General features: G+C 64.9%; 17 protein-coding genes. 2 read left to right on the top strand and 15 right to left on the bottom strand.

Going from position 1 to position 15,922, the window contains the following annotated elements:
* The first annotated feature begins 40 nt into the window (after positions 1 to 40).
* A complete protein-coding gene (locus RN01_RS04210) occupies positions 41 to 967 on the top strand; it encodes a LysR substrate-binding domain-containing protein (RefSeq protein ID WP_024570055.1) in 927 nt (308 codons plus the stop codon).
* A 1,173-nt stretch (positions 968 to 2,140) separates the two neighbouring features.
* Here the strand turns inward: RN01_RS04210 and RN01_RS04205 are convergent.
* Positions 2,141 to 2,614 carry a VOC family protein gene (locus RN01_RS04205; RefSeq protein ID WP_017513904.1) on the bottom strand — a complete coding sequence of 158 codons (474 nt, stop codon included), beginning with the start codon at positions 2,612 to 2,614 and terminating at the stop codon, positions 2,141 to 2,143.
* A 204-nt stretch (positions 2,615 to 2,818) separates the two neighbouring features.
* On the opposite strand from RN01_RS04205, the gene RN01_RS04200 reads away from it, so the two are divergent.
* A complete protein-coding gene (locus tag RN01_RS04200; RefSeq protein ID WP_008645541.1) occupies positions 2,819 to 3,484 on the top strand; it encodes a GntR family transcriptional regulator in 666 nt (221 codons plus the stop codon).
* An 81-nt stretch (positions 3,485 to 3,565) separates the two neighbouring features.
* On the opposite strand, the gene RN01_RS04195 is transcribed toward RN01_RS04200, so the two are convergent.
* From RN01_RS04195 to RN01_RS04130, 14 genes are all read right to left on the bottom strand, one after another.
* Positions 3,566 to 4,567 (bottom strand): amidohydrolase family protein, encoded by a 1,002-nt coding sequence (locus RN01_RS04195; RefSeq protein WP_017512516.1) that lies wholly within the window; start codon positions 4,565 to 4,567, stop codon positions 3,566 to 3,568.
* Positions 4,564 to 5,001 carry a RidA family protein gene (locus RN01_RS04190; protein ID WP_008645543.1) on the bottom strand — a complete coding sequence of 146 codons (438 nt, stop codon included), beginning with the start codon at positions 4,999 to 5,001 and terminating at the stop codon, positions 4,564 to 4,566. Before RN01_RS04190 ends, RN01_RS04195 begins: the two co-directional genes overlap by 4 nt.
* A 51-nt stretch (positions 5,002 to 5,052) precedes the next feature.
* Entirely contained in the window at positions 5,053 to 5,817 is a 765-nt protein-coding gene (locus tag RN01_RS04185) for a 2-keto-4-pentenoate hydratase (RefSeq protein ID WP_017512515.1), read from the bottom strand.
* Positions 5,814 to 6,851 carry a 4-hydroxy-2-oxovalerate aldolase gene (gene dmpG, locus RN01_RS04180; protein WP_017512514.1) on the bottom strand — a complete coding sequence of 346 codons (1,038 nt, stop codon included), beginning with the start codon at positions 6,849 to 6,851 and terminating at the stop codon, positions 5,814 to 5,816. The genes RN01_RS04185 and dmpG overlap by 4 nt, the downstream gene beginning before the upstream one ends.
* 10 nt (positions 6,852 to 6,861) lie before the next feature.
* Positions 6,862 to 7,806, bottom strand: coding sequence for an acetaldehyde dehydrogenase (acetylating) (locus RN01_RS04175; protein ID WP_017512513.1), 945 nt, complete (start codon positions 7,804 to 7,806; stop codon positions 6,862 to 6,864).
* Between the two features lies 1 nt (position 7,807).
* Positions 7,808 to 8,629, bottom strand: a complete 822-nt coding sequence (gene mhpD, locus RN01_RS04170) for a 2-keto-4-pentenoate hydratase (RefSeq protein ID WP_017512512.1) — start codon at positions 8,627 to 8,629, stop codon at positions 7,808 to 7,810.
* Between the two features lie 19 nt (positions 8,630 to 8,648).
* Positions 8,649 to 10,112, bottom strand: coding sequence for a 2-hydroxymuconic semialdehyde dehydrogenase (locus tag RN01_RS04165; RefSeq protein ID WP_017512511.1), 1,464 nt, complete (start codon positions 10,110 to 10,112; stop codon positions 8,649 to 8,651).
* Positions 10,113 to 10,222: 110 nt separating this feature from the next.
* The gene (locus tag RN01_RS04160; RefSeq protein WP_017512510.1) at positions 10,223 to 11,215 is read right to left on the bottom strand and encodes a tripartite tricarboxylate transporter substrate binding protein; all 993 of its coding nucleotides are present in this window, start codon (positions 11,213 to 11,215) and stop codon (positions 10,223 to 10,225) included.
* A gap of 78 nt (positions 11,216 to 11,293) precedes the next feature.
* Positions 11,294 to 11,887, bottom strand: a complete 594-nt coding sequence (locus RN01_RS04155) for a malonic semialdehyde reductase (protein WP_017512509.1) — start codon at positions 11,885 to 11,887, stop codon at positions 11,294 to 11,296.
* Positions 11,884 to 12,327 (bottom strand): RidA family protein, encoded by a 444-nt coding sequence (locus RN01_RS04150; protein ID WP_017512508.1) that lies wholly within the window; start codon positions 12,325 to 12,327, stop codon positions 11,884 to 11,886. The genes RN01_RS04155 and RN01_RS04150 overlap by 4 nt, the downstream gene beginning before the upstream one ends.
* The gene (locus RN01_RS04145; protein ID WP_017512507.1) at positions 12,324 to 13,226 is read right to left on the bottom strand and encodes a dihydrodipicolinate synthase family protein; all 903 of its coding nucleotides are present in this window, start codon (positions 13,224 to 13,226) and stop codon (positions 12,324 to 12,326) included. The genes RN01_RS04150 and RN01_RS04145 overlap by 4 nt, the downstream gene beginning before the upstream one ends.
* Before the next feature lie 66 nt (positions 13,227 to 13,292).
* On the bottom strand, positions 13,293 to 14,240 hold the full coding sequence (locus RN01_RS04140) for an alpha/beta hydrolase (protein ID WP_024570056.1): 948 nt from the start codon (positions 14,238 to 14,240) through the stop codon (positions 13,293 to 13,295).
* On the bottom strand, positions 14,237 to 14,842 hold the full coding sequence (locus tag RN01_RS04135) for a VOC family protein (RefSeq protein ID WP_008645561.1): 606 nt from the start codon (positions 14,840 to 14,842) through the stop codon (positions 14,237 to 14,239). The genes RN01_RS04140 and RN01_RS04135 overlap by 4 nt, the downstream gene beginning before the upstream one ends.
* A gap of 54 nt (positions 14,843 to 14,896) precedes the next feature.
* Positions 14,897 to 15,835 carry a fumarylacetoacetate hydrolase family protein gene (locus RN01_RS04130; RefSeq protein ID WP_017515362.1) on the bottom strand — a complete coding sequence of 313 codons (939 nt, stop codon included), beginning with the start codon at positions 15,833 to 15,835 and terminating at the stop codon, positions 14,897 to 14,899.
* Between the last annotated feature and the right edge of the window lie 87 nt (positions 15,836 to 15,922).

Here is a 15,922-nt window from a genome sequence, read left to right as displayed (position 1 = left end):
CGACAAAACCATTGAGCACGATAACAAAATGTAATGACCCATGAAAATTCGCTCTCCTTCACTGGTGGAACTGCATGCCTTTCTGGCGGTGAGTCGCCTGCGCAGCTTCCGCCTGGCGGCCGAGGAACTCTGCGTCACCCAGGCGGCTGTCAGCAGAGCAGTGCAACGTCTGGAGCAGCACCTGGGTGATTGCCAGTTATTCGAGCGATCATCGCAGGGTGTGGCGCTGACCGAAGAAGGCCGCCAGTTACGCAAATTGACGGAGCGCCATGTGCTGGCCCTCGAGGCTGCGGCGACCAGACTTCAGGGGCCACGCGCTGACGGGAAACTGCGGCTGAGCGTGATTCCCACGCTCGGTACTCAATGGCTGCTTCCCCGCCTCGCGCGCTTCAGGGCGGCGCACCCGGATGTGGACGTCGAAATGCGGCAATTTCGCCATGACGAAGACTTCAGCCGCGATGACATCGATATCTGGATTGAGGTGAAGCGCCCCAAGCGACGTTGGCCGGCCAGAATGCAGGTGAAATACCTTCTTGGACGCGAACTCGTTCCGGTCTGCGCGCCATCGTTGCTTTCGCGCCTGAAGCGTCCCGGAGACTTGCTTGAAGAGGCGCTGCTCCACCATACGAATTTCCCGGAAAACTGGGCGCTCTGGGCCAAAGCGGCCGGACTTGGGGTCACACCCAAGCTGGGCCCAGGCTACGACCTGAGCATCAATCTGATCTTTGCGGCGAAGGCCGGACTGGGTATCGCGCTAACGCAACCCTGCCTGATCGAACGCGAGCTGGAAACCGGTGAACTGGTGATGCCTTTTGATTTGCGAGTCGACACCGGGCGCGGCTATTTCACCTGTGTAGACGCACAGCGGCCACGGAGCGCCGCGCAGAATGCATTTCTGGACTGGATTCTGGCCGAGGCTCGCCAAAGCGAACCGGCTGGCGCTTTCGTATCGGGGCAACAGGGCTGACGGGGGGAAGGCAGTACGAGCTGGCGAGAAGGCTGAACGAAGACGGGGTGACCGATCCTCCGGGACGATCTGGGCGGGCGCCGATCGTCAGGGGCATGGTTGTCGCTGATCGAGCCATTTGGGTCATTGCACTACCAAGTCCTCAATGGCCGAAATCGACCGGGATGGCGTCAATTGGAGTGCACTCGGAGGTGACAAACGCAGTGCCGAAGAGCCCGATGGCAGAGGGCACCAACGTCTCAGCAGGGCTTACAGAGCGCGACCGATACCCAAAGTGCGTATCGGATTTCAATTAAGTACATGTCGAGAGCAGGCGCGATCAAGAAGGCGGCCCGTTCTATGGTCTCGAAGAGCGTGGAGGGCGGGCAGAGGGCACACTTTGAAGAATCGTTCCAGAGCTCAGAGGTAATATCTGCCGGTGGCTCGGTGCGAGTCGATATAGGTGTATTCGAGGGAATTGCCTTCGTTCCGTGAGGAACTTATGAAAAGAACTTTTGAGATATGGGAAGGAACGGATGAAGATGGCGATCGACAGAAGTGTGTGATAGGCAAAGGTCAGTTCGTTCAGCAAGCAAGTTCGATTGGATCGGATCCAGTGCTCCTGGCGACTTTTGACGCAGATAGCGCGGAAGCAGCGTCGAAGTTTTTTGATAGATTTTGCTGGGGGAAAGAATGACCCTCGGCCTCGTCAAGCTCGCTCACTGTCGGGAACAGGCGTCGACTCAATGACGTCGGTCTGGGTCAGTGCCCATTTGTAGCTGCATAGCAGTCGCTCGGCAACAAAATTTCGATGGCCGAGACTGGCCGATCTTGGACACCGGACCTGACCCATCAACTGCCAGACGGGATACGAATGCGATAGGGCACCAGCATCGGCCGGTCCGGGTGACGTCATGCTTGCCAGCCTCGGAACGAGGTGTTTCATGACGCAGACTCCTTGCGACCATCGGTACGCACGCGAGGCCAGCGAGAAAATCTTGCAGAACTGGCTGAGCAAAGCGGCGAGCGCGCATCGGGGTGGGGGGATGCATAGCTGGCCGAACTGACGGGCAAGTTGATGGCCGCGACGCGCAACCCTGCGCGCCGTGCGTTCGCACGGACGCAGGGCAGGCCTGGCGCGCGCCGGGTGCCCGTGTCTCCCCGACCAGGGCGCCGGCGGCGCGTGGAGGCCCGTCAGATGCCGCTGCGGTCGGCCTTCAGGTCGGGATTGCGCAGGGCCGGACCCTCGTCGCCGCCGTTTGCTTCCTTGGAGGCGCCGCCCCAGCCGTGGTCGGTCAGGTCGATGATGATGTCGTTCGGGTCGCGGTACTTCACCTCGTAGAAGATGTTGCCCTTCACCGGGACTTCGCCCATGTAATAGCGGCCGCCGGCAGCTTCCACGGTCTTGCGTGCCTCGACGATGTCGTCGACCCACACGCCGATGTGATGGAGTCCGACGAAGTCCTTGCCGCGGTCTTCGCCGGCAGCGTGGTCGCTCTTGTAGTTCAGCAGGGCGATGCTGATCGTGCCGTCAGTCAGGTAGACGCCGCGTGCCAGCGACGAATCCGTCTCGCCGACTTTGCGGAAGCCAAAGGCCTGCTGATAGAACTCGGCCGCGGCCCAGGGGTCCGGGACGGACAAGGCGATATGGCGCAGTTTGCTGCTCATGGGTGTGCTCCTCTTTGTGGTCAGTGTGTTGTCGTCGTTGCGGACCCAGGTTGGACGCCCGAGTTCGATTTGGTGTATGTGTATACACTACACACAAAGTGTGTTCAATAAAAGAAAAAAGTACTCATATGGGTAAATAAAAATAACCAGTCTTCATCGCGTATAATTGCGTCGCATCCAGCGCGTACCAGACCTGAGGACACCGTGACCACCATCGCTTCCCAAATTGGCCAGCAACTTGCCGACGAGATCATCTCGGGCGCGCTGCCGCCCGGCGCGAAGCTCGAGGAGCCTGCGCTGGCCGAGCGTTTCCAGGTATCGCGCACGCCGGTGCGCGAGGCGCTGCGGCTGCTCGATGCACGCGGCCTGATAGAACTGGTGCCGCGTCGCGGCGGGGTGGTGATCAACACCAGCCCCGAGCAACTCGCCGATATGCTCGAGGCACTGTGCGAACTGGAGTCGCTGTGCTGCCGCATTGCCACGCAGCGGATGAGCGCGATGCAGCGCCGGCAGTTGGAACTCCTGCACGAAGAGGCCATCTCCGCCGCGGAGAAACACGACAGTGACGCCTACCTGACCCTGAACCATCGCTTTCATCAACTGATCTGCCAGGGCACCCAGAATGCGACCCTGGTAGCCGCGGTGGAAAGCCTGCGCGAGCGGCTGGCGCCGTTCCGCGCGGCGCAGTCGGGCGTCGAGCGCCGCTTCGAGGTTTCGCACCGCGAGCACCAGCAGATCGTGGAGGCAGTGCTGGGCGGCCATCCCGAGCAGGCCTATCTGGCGATGCGCAGCCACACCACGCGGCTAACCTTGCATGTGATGGAACTGATCCAGTCGAAGCAGGCCGGCGGCGCGAAAAGCGCGGGCTGATACCGGGCGAGGCGGCATCCAAGTCCGCCGCTGTCCGCCGCTGTCTGATACAGCGGCGGAGCACCGATGTGCAGCGGGCCCTCAGCCTGTCAGACCGAAGAAGCGCATGGCATTGCCTGCCAGAATCCGCGTCCGGTCCGTTTCATCGAGGTCGGGGCTGTTGGCGACCAGCTTGCCGATTTCCTGTTCACCGAGCGGAAACGGGTAGTCCGAGCCCAGCATCACGTGGTCGGCACCCATGACTTCCACCAGCAGACGTAGCGAACGATCGTCGAATACCGCGCTGTCCACGGAGAACCGCTTCAGATAGTGGGAGGGCGGGTGGGGACAGTCCTGCCGCACGATGTCCCGGCAATGCCAGGCGTTCTCCGCGCGACCCAGCAGGAACGCGAAACCACCACCGCCGTGGGCGAAGCAGAGCTTCAGCGTTTCCGGAATCCGCTCAAACGCGCCGGACAGGATCAACGAGAGGATGCCGAGTTGCGTTTCCGCCGGCATCGACACCAGCCACGGCAGCATCCATTTTTTCATGCGCCCGTCGGTCATCATGTCCCATGGATGCACCAGCACCGGAATATCGTTGTTCGCGCAATGCACCAGGAAACTGACCAGGCGCTCGTCATCCAGGTCGTGCGGACCCAGGTGATTGCCGATCTGCACGCCAACGTGGCCGGACTCCCTGGCGCGTGAGGCTTCGATGCACGCCAGGTCCAGGTCCTGCAGCGGCACCTGTGCCAGCGCCTTCAGGCGCTGCGGGCGATAGGCGCAATGCTCGAGCGCGAGGTCGTTCATCCGGCGCGCCCATGTGGCTGCGGCGCTGGCGTCGTATCCATAACCGAACATGATCGGCGTGGCGCAGACGATCTGCATGTCCAGCCCGTTGCGGTCCATTTCCTCGATGCGCAGCGCGGGGTCCCATAGCGCGCGATAGACGGGCCGGAAACGTCTGTCGCCGGCCATGATGTGGCCCGATTCGCCATCGCTGTCGACGGCGAGCCATGGCGCGTTGTCCGCGTCCAGCGCGGCGGCTTCTTCCCGCGTGATTCGCGGAAAGAAGTGGGCATGCATATCGATTTTCTTCATGTTGCCTGGGACGTGAGCGGACGGTAGGCGATCGCTTTGATCTCTATGCGCAGGTGCGGATGCGGAAGCTGGTGCACGGCCACGGTCGTGCGGGTCGGTCCTTCGTAGCCGAAGTACTCGGCATACACCGCGTTGTAGCCACCGAAGTCGTTCATATCCACCAGGAAGCTGGTGATTTCCACCACGTCCTCCAGGTCCGCGCCCACGCTGCGCAGGATGTCCCGAATGTTCTCGATCACAGCGCGGGTTTGCCGGCGGATATCCAGTGCGGTCGTACCCATGGCATCCACCTCGACGCCCTCGAAGGTATTGTCGGCGCGGCGGGAGCTGGTGCCCGAGACGAACAGGAAGTCTCCAGCGCGACGCACATGGGGAAAGGTGCCGCGTGGCGTGGCCTTTCCGGCCACCACTGATGAAGCGGAGTTTGCCTGCATGTTTGCTCTTTTCGTTGTGAAGGCCTGCCCGGTAGCCGGGCAGGCATGGCGTCATGCCGCCAGGAAAGAAGCGCGGCCAAGCGCGCCTATCGTTGCCGAAACATGGTTGCCGCGCACGAACGCTTCCGCAGCCGTGGCCGCTCCCGCCATGATCAGGCTGCCGGCTGGCAGCACTGCGCCGGCGCGCGTCAGCACGTGCGATGCCTGTACGAGGCTGCGCAGCGGATGTCCGAGAATGGCGGCGGTCGAACCCGTTTGCCTGGTGCGGCCGTCGATGCGCAGCACCACGCCGAGATTGGCCAGTACATCAACATTGCGCGACCACGGGCCGACGACCAGTCCCGCCGACGAGCAGTTGTCGGCCACGACATCTTCCAGCGTGAAGCGGAAATCGCGGTAGCGCGAGTCGATGATCTCGATCGCCGGCGCCACGGCCTCCAGGTAGTCGACACTCTCCAGCAGGGTCAGCGGGCCAGTGATGTCGCGGCGGGTCAGAAAGCAGACCTCCGGTTCGGCGCGCGGATGGATATAGCGTTCCAGATCCACGCGGCCGCCGTCTTCCTCGATCATGGCGTCGGTCAGCCATCCCCAGATCAGGCTGTCCACGCCCATCTGGATCATCTTGGCGCGGCTGGTGAAACCCAGCTTGATGCCTACGCGGCGTTCGCCGCGCTGGCAGCGGTGTTCGATCGACATGGCCTGGATGCCGTAGGCCTCGTCAATCGTGAACGGCGAGGCCGCGCTGAACTGGCCGATCGCCGCGGCGTCGCGCGCGGCCGCGTCCAGGGCGCCTGCAATGGCGGCGTGATGGCTCATGCTGCCTCCTTGCTCTTCGCGCCGCCCGACCGCTGCAGGTCGAGCGCCACATCGACGATCATGTCTTCCTGCCCGCCCACCATGCGGCGGCGTCCCAGTTCGACCAGGATATCGACGGTCTTCAGGCCGTACTTGCCGGCCGCGCTCTCCGCGTGGCGCAGGAAGCTCGAATACACGCCGGCGTAGCCGAGCGCCAGCGTTTCGCGGTCCACGCGCACGGGGCGATCCTGCAGCGGGCGCACGATGTCGTCGGCGGCGTCCATCAACTGGTAGAGATCGCAGCCGTGGTGCCATCCCATGCGTTCGGCAGCGGCAATAAAGACCTCCAGCGGCGCATTGCCCGCGCCCGCGCCCATGCCGGCCAGGCTCGCATCGATGCGGTCGCAACCTTCCTCAACCGCGACGATGCTGTTGGCAACGCCCAGGCTGAGGTTGTGGTGCGCGTGCATGCCGGTCTCAGTCTTTGGATCGAGCACGTCTTTGAACGCACGAAAGCGCGCGCGCACGCCGTCCATGGTCAAGGCGCCACCGGAGTCCACCACGTAGACACAATGCGCGCCGTAACTTTCCATCAGCTTTGCCTGGCCGGCCAGCCTGTCGGGCGGGATCATGTGGCTCATCATCAGGAAGCCGGCGACATTCATCCCCATCGACCGCGCGGTCTCGATATGCTGCCGCGCCGTGTCGGCCTCGGTGCAGTGCGTGGCCACCCTGACCACGCGTGCGCCGGCGGCGTAGGCTTCGCGCAGGTCGTGCACGGTGCCGATACCCGGCAGCAACAGCGTGGCCACCGCTGCGCGCTGCACGGACTCCGCCACTGCCGCGATCCATTCCACGTCGGTGTGGGCGCCGAATCCGTAGTTGAAGCTGGAGCCAGCCAGGCCGTCGCCGTGCGCCACCTCGATCGAGTCCACGCCTGCCGCATCGAGCGCGCGTGCGATGGCACGCACCTGCGGAACCGAGTACTGGTGACGGATCGCGTGGCTGCCATCACGCAGGGTCACATCGGAGATATAAAGTTTCTTGTCGGTCATGACCGGCTCCTTAGCTTGCTGCCGACAGGGCATGATGATTGCCCAATGCCTGTGCGACGCGTTCGGCGCATGCGAGTGCGGCGCTCGTCATGATGTCCAGGTTGCCTGCATAGGCGGGCAGGTAGTGCGCGGCGCCTTCCACTTCCAGGAAGACTGTGACCTTCAGGCCGGTCGTCGGTCCGAGGCCGGGCACATTCATCGGTGTGTCGATGCGGTCGAACTGCACACGCTGTTTGAGCCGGTATCCGGGCACATAGCCCTGCATGCGTTCCACCATCGCGTGCACGGCGGTTTCGATCGCCGCGGTGTCGGCTTCGTCGATCAGGCAGCACACGGTGTCGCGCATGATCAGCGGCGGCTCGGCCGGGTTGAGAACGATGATGGCCTTGCCGCGCCTGGCGCCGCCCACTGATTCGATGGCGCGCGAGGTCGTTTCCGTGAACTCGTCGATGTTGTCGCGCGTGCCGGGGCCGGCGGACTTGCTCGCGATCGAGGCCACGATCTCCGCATAGTGGACCGGCGTCACGCTGGCCACGGCCGCCACGATGGGAATGGTGGCCTGGCCGCCGCAGGTGACCATGTTGAGGTTCGGCGCATCAAGATGTTCGCCGGCATTGACGCTGGGCACCACGTAGGGGCCGATGGCGGCTGGTGTCAGGTCGATCACGCGCACGTTGTGCGCCTGCAGCGTGGCGTTGTGTCGGGCGTGCGCGCCGGCGCTGGTGGCATCGAATGCGATGCGGATCTCACCGAACTCCGGCATGGCCAGCAGGCCGTCGATGCCGGCGGCGGTGACCGGCACGCCGAGGCGTGTCGCGCGCGCCAGGCCTTCCGAGGCGGGATCGATCCCCACCATGGCGCCCATTTCGACATGCTTGCCGTGGCGCAGGATCTTGATCATCAGGTCGGTGCCGATGTTGCCGGAACCGATGATGGCTACCTTGCAGGGTTTCATCTCAGGCGTCTCCTTGTCTGACGGCCTGGAACGACGCGGTCACGCTACCCAGGCCCTCGATGCTGGCGGTAAAGACATTGCCCGGCTGCACGGCGACCATGGGGCCGAGCGCGCCGGTAAGGATGGTGTCGCCGGCGCGCAGCGGTGCGCCAACGCGGCTCATCGTGTTGGCGAGCCAGACGGCGGCATTCAACGGATTGCCAAGACAGGCCGCGCCGCTGCCCACTGAGACCGGTTCGCCGGCCAGTTCCATGACCATGCCGCAATGCGGGAGATCCAGCGCGGCGAGCGAAACGGGCCGCGTGCCCAGCACATAGAGGCCGGACGAGGCATTGTCGGCAATGGTGTCCGTCAGCCGGATATCCCAGTTGGCGATCCGGCTGCCAACGATCTCGATGGCGGGCAGCGCGAAGGCGGTTGCCCGGATCACGTCGGCGACGGTGTGCGCGGCGTGCGGCAGGTCATGCTCCAGCACCAGCGCGATCTCGGCTTCGACCTTGGGCTGCAGGACATCGCCCCAGTCGATCTCTTCACCGTCCTGGCGCACCATGTCGGCAAAGAGCATGCCGAAATCTGGCTGGTCCACGCCCAGTTGCCTTTGCACGGCGACGGATGTCAGGCCGATCTTGCGGCCAACCAGCCGGCGGCCGGCGGCGAGTGCGTGCTCGGTGTTGCGCTGCTGGACGGCGTAGGCCAGCGCAAGTGGATCGGCGCCGGCGCTGGCGGCCCGCGCGATGGCATCGCGCACCGGCGGGCAAGGCTGGCCATGCTCGGAGGCGAACCGGAGTTGGTCCGCAACCTGGATGAGTTCGGGGTTCAGCATGCGGTCTCTCGCAATGGCGTCAGGGATTGACGCAGATGGTGGTCAGGGAGGAATAGAAGTCGAGCGAATGGCGTCCACCCTCGCGGCCGATACCGGACAACCGGGTGCCGCCAAATGGCGTGCGCAGATCGCGCAGGAACCAGGTGTTGACCCAGACGATGCCGACGTCGAACTGCCGTGTGACGCGGTGCGCGCGCGCGAGGTCGCGGGTCCACACCGAGGCGGCGAGTCCATAGCGCGAATCGTTGACGCGCTTCACCACCTCGGCGTCGGTGTCGAACGGCGCGATATGGCAGACCGGTCCGAAGATCTCCTCCTGAATGCAGCGTGCCGAGTCAGGCAAGCCGGTCCAGATGGTGGGCTGCACATAGGCGCCGTTGTCGCGCGCGTCGCCAAAATGCGGCACGCCGCCACCGGTGACGACAGTCGCGCCTTCCTCCCGCGCCAGCGCGTAATAGGACAGCACCTTGTCGCGGTGATTGCGGGAGATCAGTGAACCCATCTCCACGCCCTCCACCGTTGGGTAGCCGATGCGCAAGGCTTCCGCGCGCACCTTCATCGCCGCCACAAAGCGTTCGAAGATTGGCCGCTCCACGTAGACGCGCTCGGAGCACAGGCACACCTGCCCGGTGTTGGTGAAGCTGGAGCGCATCACGCCCGCCACGGCCTTGTCGAAATCGCAGTCGGCGAAGACCACTGCGGCGTTCTTGCCGCCCAGTTCGAAGGAGATTTCCTTCACGCCATCAGCCACCGCTTTCATGATGGTGCTGCCGGTGCGGGATTCACCCGTAAAGGTGAGGGCGTCGATGCCTGGATGCCGCGACAGGAACTCGCCTGCCGAGCCGCCGCCGAAGCCGTGTACGAGATTGAAGACACCTGCCGGCACGCCGGCCTCATGCATGACCTCGGCCAGCAACGTGGCGCTACCGGGGGTCTCCTCTGATGGCTTGACGACGACGGCGTTGCCGCAGGCCAGCGCGGGGGCCACCTTCCACGTCATCAGCAGCATGGGCAGGTTCCATGGAGAGATGATGCCGACCACGCCGTGGGGTTTGCGTACGGTGTAGCTGAAGACGTCGCCTTCGGCTGTCCTCATGTCGAAGTAGTCGCCGCCTGCCTGGCTGGCCAGGTCCGCGAACGTGCGGAAGTTCAGCACGCCGCGGCGGATGTCGAGCGCGCGCGCCTGTTGCTCGGTACGTCCGGTATCGGCCACCTCGGCGGCGACGAGTTCATCGAAGCGCCGTTCGATGCCGTCGGCAACGGCATGCAGCACCCGGGCGCGCTCGGCGGCGCTGGTGTTGCCCCAGGGGCCCTCCATTGCGGCGCGTGCGGCTTGCACCGCGCGATCCACCTGGCTGGCGTCGGCTTCGCAGATGTGGCCGACGATGCTGCCGTCGACCGGTGAGAGATTGGGAAAAAGATTGGCCGCTTCCTCGAAGCGGCCATCCACGTAGTTCCGATAGAGAGCGGAAGGGAGCGACACGGTGCAGTCTCCGGCGATGGTCTGAGACGCAGTGTAGGCAGCGGTCACATCGCTGGAAATTGAATCCTTCGCCGTTGTCTATTCCGGGTCGGAATACCTGCGGCCCAGCCTTACTCGGGCTGGATGCCAGCCGCCTCGACGACGGGTTTCCACTTCGCGCGATCCTTCTGGATGCGCTGGGCAAAGGCGTCGCGGGTCTCTCCCAAGGGGATGATGCCGGCTTTCTCCAGGCGCGCGCGGAACTCCGGCTCGGCGATGATCTTCTTCGATTCGGCGGCGATGCGGTCGACGATTTCCGGAGGCATCTTTGCCGGTCCCACCAGCCCGTTCCACGTATCCACCTCATGGCCCGGGAAGGTCTCGGCGATGGTGGGGACATTTGGCAGCACTGGCAGGCGCTTGTCGCTGGAGACGGCCAGCAGGGACACCTTGCCGGTACCGTTGTAGGGCATGACTTCCGATACGCTGGCGCTGTACAAGTCGATCTGGCCGGCGAGCACATCGGCAAGCGCCGGCGCGCCGCCGCGATACGGAACCATGGTGGCCTGGATGCCGGCCCGGTTCAGGAACAGCAGTGCGGAGAGTTGCGTCAGGCCGCCATTGCCGGCATGTCCGACATTGAGTGCGCCGGGGTGGGCCTTGCCATAGCGCACCAGATCGTCGAGCGACTTGAAGTTGTTGCGCGTACTGGCCGTCAGCACGAAAGGATTGCCGCCGACGTTGATGATGGGCACGAAGTCACGCACCGGATCGTAGCGGATCTTGTTGGTCATTGGCGCGGTGACGATCTGCGTCAGCGTGGACATGAACAGCACGTAGCCGTCGGCGGGCGCGCGCGCGACGTACTCGGCCGCGATCAGGCCCGCCGCACCGCCGCGATTGTCCACGACGAATGGCTTGCCGAACGCCTTGGTCAGGCGCTCGGCCATCAGGCGCGTGATCATGTCGGTATTACCGCCCGGCGCAAAGGGCACGACAATGGTGACCGGCCGCGATGGCCAGGGCTCCTGCGCGTAGCCGGGGCCGGCGACGAGCGCGCACAGCGCCAGCGCGGCCCCGCGGGTGATGGCGCGCAGGCGGGCGCGCAGATGGGAAATGTTCATGGTCTCCTCCAGTTCTCCTGCACCGGCCTTCTGGCTCTGTGCGCAGGGGGACATTGTGATGGGTTGCGGCCGTCAGTGCTACTCGATGCGGCAGGCCTGATCGAAGGGTAATCGCGGCAGCTTTGCGAACAGTCGCGCCGGGTCTCCCTTGCCAAGGTTGCACAGGAAGTTGACACGCCAGCGCCCGTCGGGAAAGAAGGCGCGGTTCACCGCGTCTGCATTGAAGCCGGAGAGCGGGCCGCAGTCCAGGCCGAGCGCGCGCGCCGCCAGAATCAGGTAGCCGCCCTGCATCGAGCCGTTGCGCATCGCCGTTTCCGCAGCCAGTGCGGGGTCCGTTGCGAACGTGTCGAACATGGCGGGACGGTGCGGGAACAAGGTTTCGCCGAACGCGTGGAACGCCGTGTCGTAGGCCACGATGGCGGTGACTGGGGCGTGCCTGACCTTGTCGACATTCGCTGGCGCGAGGGTAGGCAGGAGCCTTGCCCTGGCGGCGTCGGAGCGCACAAAGACCAGGCGCATCGGGCTGCAGTTGGCGCTGGTCGGCCCCTGGCTGACGAGTGCGTAGAGCCGGGTCAATGTGGCGTCGGAGACGTCCCCGTCGAGCCAGCCGTTGTGGCTGCGGGCCGTCAGGAACAGGGTGTCGAGCACATCGGATGCGACTGGCGCGCTCATGCGGCACCCCGTGCGTTGCCTGGGTTTTCCGGCGTGTCCGGCCCCCAGGCCGTCGCGGTGATCTCCACGCGCATGTCAGGGTGCGGCAGCGCGGCCACAGCCACACAGGTACGCGCCGGCAAGGGCTGGCCCGCGCTGGAAAAGCGGCGCATGCAGATGGCATCGTAGGCCGCATTGAATGCGGCGTAGTCGCGCATGTCGACCAGATAGCAAGTCATCGTCACGCAGTTGGCCAGTTCGAGTCCTTCCGCCAGCAAGGCACGATCGATTTTGTCGAGCACGCACTCGGTCTGCGCGGCGAGGTCATAGACACGCTCGCCGTTAGCGCCGGTCGAAACGCCCGCGCATCCATCGTGTGTACGCGGGCTCATGCCGGCCAGGTGGACATGGCCACCGGCCCGGCGCGCAGGCGAGTACGCCGCAAGTGGCGGCGGATTCATGCGCGCGCCTCCATGGCGGGAATGCCGGCCAGTGCCTGCAGCAACTCGGTGGAGGCATCCGCCGCCAGCGGCACAAGGGGCGGGCGCACGTGACGCCAGCTGGGGTCGCTGGTCTGCTGCGCCAGCGTGTGCTTGACGGCGGCCACCATCGGGAATCGCTCCACCGTGCTGCGCACCGCGGCGATCGCTGGCTGCAGGCGCGCTGCGTCGGCGGCGTCGGCGAATGCCTGCGCAATGGCGCGCGCGTTGATGTTGTTGGTGGCGGAGATGCAGCCGGCGGCACCCAGCGACAGACTGCGCAGCATCAGCAGTTCCGAGGCTGGAAAAATGGAGAGCGACGGGAAACGCTCGAGCATGGCCACCAGGTTGTCCCAGTTGCCGCTGCTGTCCTTGATGCCCACGATATGCGTTGGGAATGCCTGCACGAGGCGCTCGATCAGCGACAGCGAGATGGGCACGCCAGACATCGCAGGGATGTGGTACAGCACGATGCGCAGGGCGGGATCGTTGACGCGCGCGATCAGTTCGCTGTAGTAGGCGAAGACACCGTCTTCGCTCACGTTCTTGAAGAAGAACGGTGGCAGCACCAGCACACCCGCGCAACCACGATCGATGGCGTGGCGCGTCAGTACCACGGCATCGTCGATGGCGCAACATCCGGTTCCCACCAGCACGCGCTCGCCGGGGATTCCCGCATCGATCGCGGCATCGACGAGCGCGATGCGTTCCTCGAACGTTTCCGAGCAGGCTTCGCTGTTGGTGCCCGAGATGGCGATACCGGCGCCGTCGGCGATCAGCCGCTTGCAGTGCGCGACGAAAGCGGGCAGGTTGATCGACAGGTCTTCATGAAACGGGGTGACGACGGGGGTGAACACGCCCCGTAGTTGTTGGGTGGGCATGACTTTGTCTCCTGTTTTTTTCTTTGATGCTTGTCTGGTAGGGCGGTGGGGTCGGTGGGTTGGGAGCTACGTAGCTATCCGCGTGACCGTCTCCAGAAACTCGCTCAGGGTTTGGCTGAATGTGGTGTCGGCCGTGCCGAGGTGGGCGACGATCGACGTATGGTTGTGGCGTGCCACCTGCACCACGCGCGGGCTGCTCCCCTGTGCCTCGCGTACGCGCGCCGCGTACTGCAGCGCGTACAGATCCAGGTAGGGATTCTCGAACTCCGCGAAGGCCACCATCAACGGCACACGCAGGCGCCCCGCGAAGGGCATCGGCGCGTGGGCCAGTTGCAGTGCCGGGTCGCTGCCGTAGTACGCGGCGACGCCGTTGGCGTTGGGGTTGTCCGGCAGCGTGTCGGCCTGCAGGCGTGCGCTGACGAGCACGGCACCGACCACGCCAGAGCCGTTCTCGCCGCAGGCAGGGTCGCTGAGGCAGCTTGCGACGTGGCTTCCGCCCGCGGAGTGGCCGATCAATACGATGCGCCCTGGATCGCCGCCATGGGCGCGTGCATGGGCACGCAACCACGCCAGCGCCATGGCCACATCCTCGGCCCCGGCGGGATAGGAGGCCTCCGGAGCCAGCCGGTACTCGACGTTGACACCGATGTAGCCCTGCCGCGCGCACCAGCGTGGCACGTTGGCGTAGATATGCGGGCTGGCATCCTTGTCGCCACGTATGAACGCGCCACCGTGGACGAAGACCACCACTGGCCGGGCATCGCCGGCGGCGCTGCCCTCCGGCAGATAGAGATCGAGCCGTTGCCGTGCGTGCGTACCGTAGGCAATGTTCGCGTGGCTGCGTACGCCGTCGGCAGGCTGTGCCGCATGCACGCTGTCGTAGATCGTGCATACCTGCCGCCGGTTGGCCTGGATGTCATCGGTCCAGCGTGGTCCAAGGGCCAGCATGGCGCTGGCCTGCGAGGACGAGAGTCCCGGGAACGCCGATGCCACCGGCATGGCGCTCCCGGTCATGCGCCCGCTCCGCCGCCGGTGTCCTTGCCGGCATCGTCGTCTTCTGCCGGGGCAGGCCGTTGCTCGCTGCGCTGCTTGGCCGCGAGCAGGCCCGGCGCCGGCGGCACCACGAAGTGTGCAAGGCGATGGCGGTCAAACGATTCCAGGTTTCGCTCCCAAGTCTGCGCGGTGTGCTCGCTGCCGGTGGGAATCTGCTGCATCTCCGTATAGATCTCGACGTTGTTGCCATCGGGATCCTTGAAGACGAGGAACCAATTGCCGCCGGGTCCGTGCTGCCCGATGCCACGCTCGATGGTGACGCCGTGGCTGCGTGCCACCTCGACCGCGCGCTGCATTTCATCGAGCGATTCCACGTAGTACGAGAAATGCTCGAGCCCTGGCCGTGTGTAGCTGGGTGGGGTGTCGCGGTCGGGCGCGTCGGGCGGAAGCCGCGAAAGTGCCAGGTCGTGGTGGTCCTCGCCGGCGCGCAGGAAAACCATCTGGTCGGCGATACGGTCCGACACCGTAAGTCCCAGGACCTCGGTGTAGAAGCGCGTCGATGCTTCGAGATCGCGCACCATCAGGACGAGGTGGCCCAGCTTGCGGGTTCGAATGGGGGTCATGTGATTGTCTCCTGCCTGGTTTGCCTGGCGAAGCGGGCTGTGGCCGGCGCGTGGCTAGCGTGCGTCCGGTTCCAGCGCGACGCGGTTCTCGATCGTGCCGATCTGCTCGACCCAGGCCGTCATGCTGTCGCCAGGCTTCAGGAAGACTCCACGCCCCATGCCCACACCGTCCGGCGTGCCCGTGGCGATAAGGTCGCCAGGTTGCAGCGTCAGAATACGCGACAGGTAGGCGATCTGCTCGGCCACCGAGAAGATCATTTGCGAGGTGTTGCCGTTCTGCATGGCTTCGCCGTTGACATGCAGCGTCATGCGCAGGTTCTGCGGATCGGGGATGCAGGCCGCGGGCACCAGCCACGGGCCCATCGGGCCGAAGGTATCGAAGCTCTTGCCGCGGAACCAGTCGTGCGTGAACGGATAGTCGGTGCGGCGGTTCAGGTCACGCGCGCTGATGTCGTTGAACACGGTATAGCCGGCGATCACCGACAGCGCGTCCTCCACGCTGACATGGCGGCATGCCTGGCCAATCACCACGCCCAGCTCCACTTCCCAGTCGAGCTTCTTGGTTTCCGGCGGCATCAGCACCGTGGTGCCGGTGGCCACCACGCTGGTTTCAGCCTTCATGAATATGTAGGGCTGGCTTTCGCTGCGGGCAGCCAGCTTGGTGCCCATCTCGTCCGCGTGCTCGTAGAAGTTTGAGGCGGTGCCAAAGATCCGGCGTGGCCGATAGGGCGCCGCATAGGTGGCGGCGGCGTCCACGGCGGCGAGCTTGCCAGCCGCGCGCAATGCGGGAATACGTGCGGCGGCGTCGGCCAGCAGCGGCGCATGGCGCGACCAGTCCGCCAGTGCCGCATTCAGGTCCTGCGGCAGGCGCGATGCCTCGATGCCGCACGCCTGGCCCACATCGGGCAGCGCATAGAGCGTGTTCTCGACGACCAGGCCGGGTTGCTGCCGGCCGGCAAGTTCAAAAGTGGCGAGGCTATACCAATTCACCATGTCTCCTGTTTGGTGTTGTCGGACAAAGTTGGTATGCGCAGCACGTACTCGGTCTCCCGGTTCGTTTTATGCACATCCGCGTTTGTG

The sequence above is a fragment of the Cupriavidus sp. SHE genome (assembly GCF_000812445.1).
In the GTDB taxonomy this organism is placed as follows: Bacteria; Pseudomonadota; Gammaproteobacteria; order Burkholderiales; family Burkholderiaceae; genus Cupriavidus; species Cupriavidus metallidurans.
The sequence above is the reverse complement of the archived record's forward strand: the minus strand, read 5'-3'. Positions and strand labels throughout refer to the sequence as shown.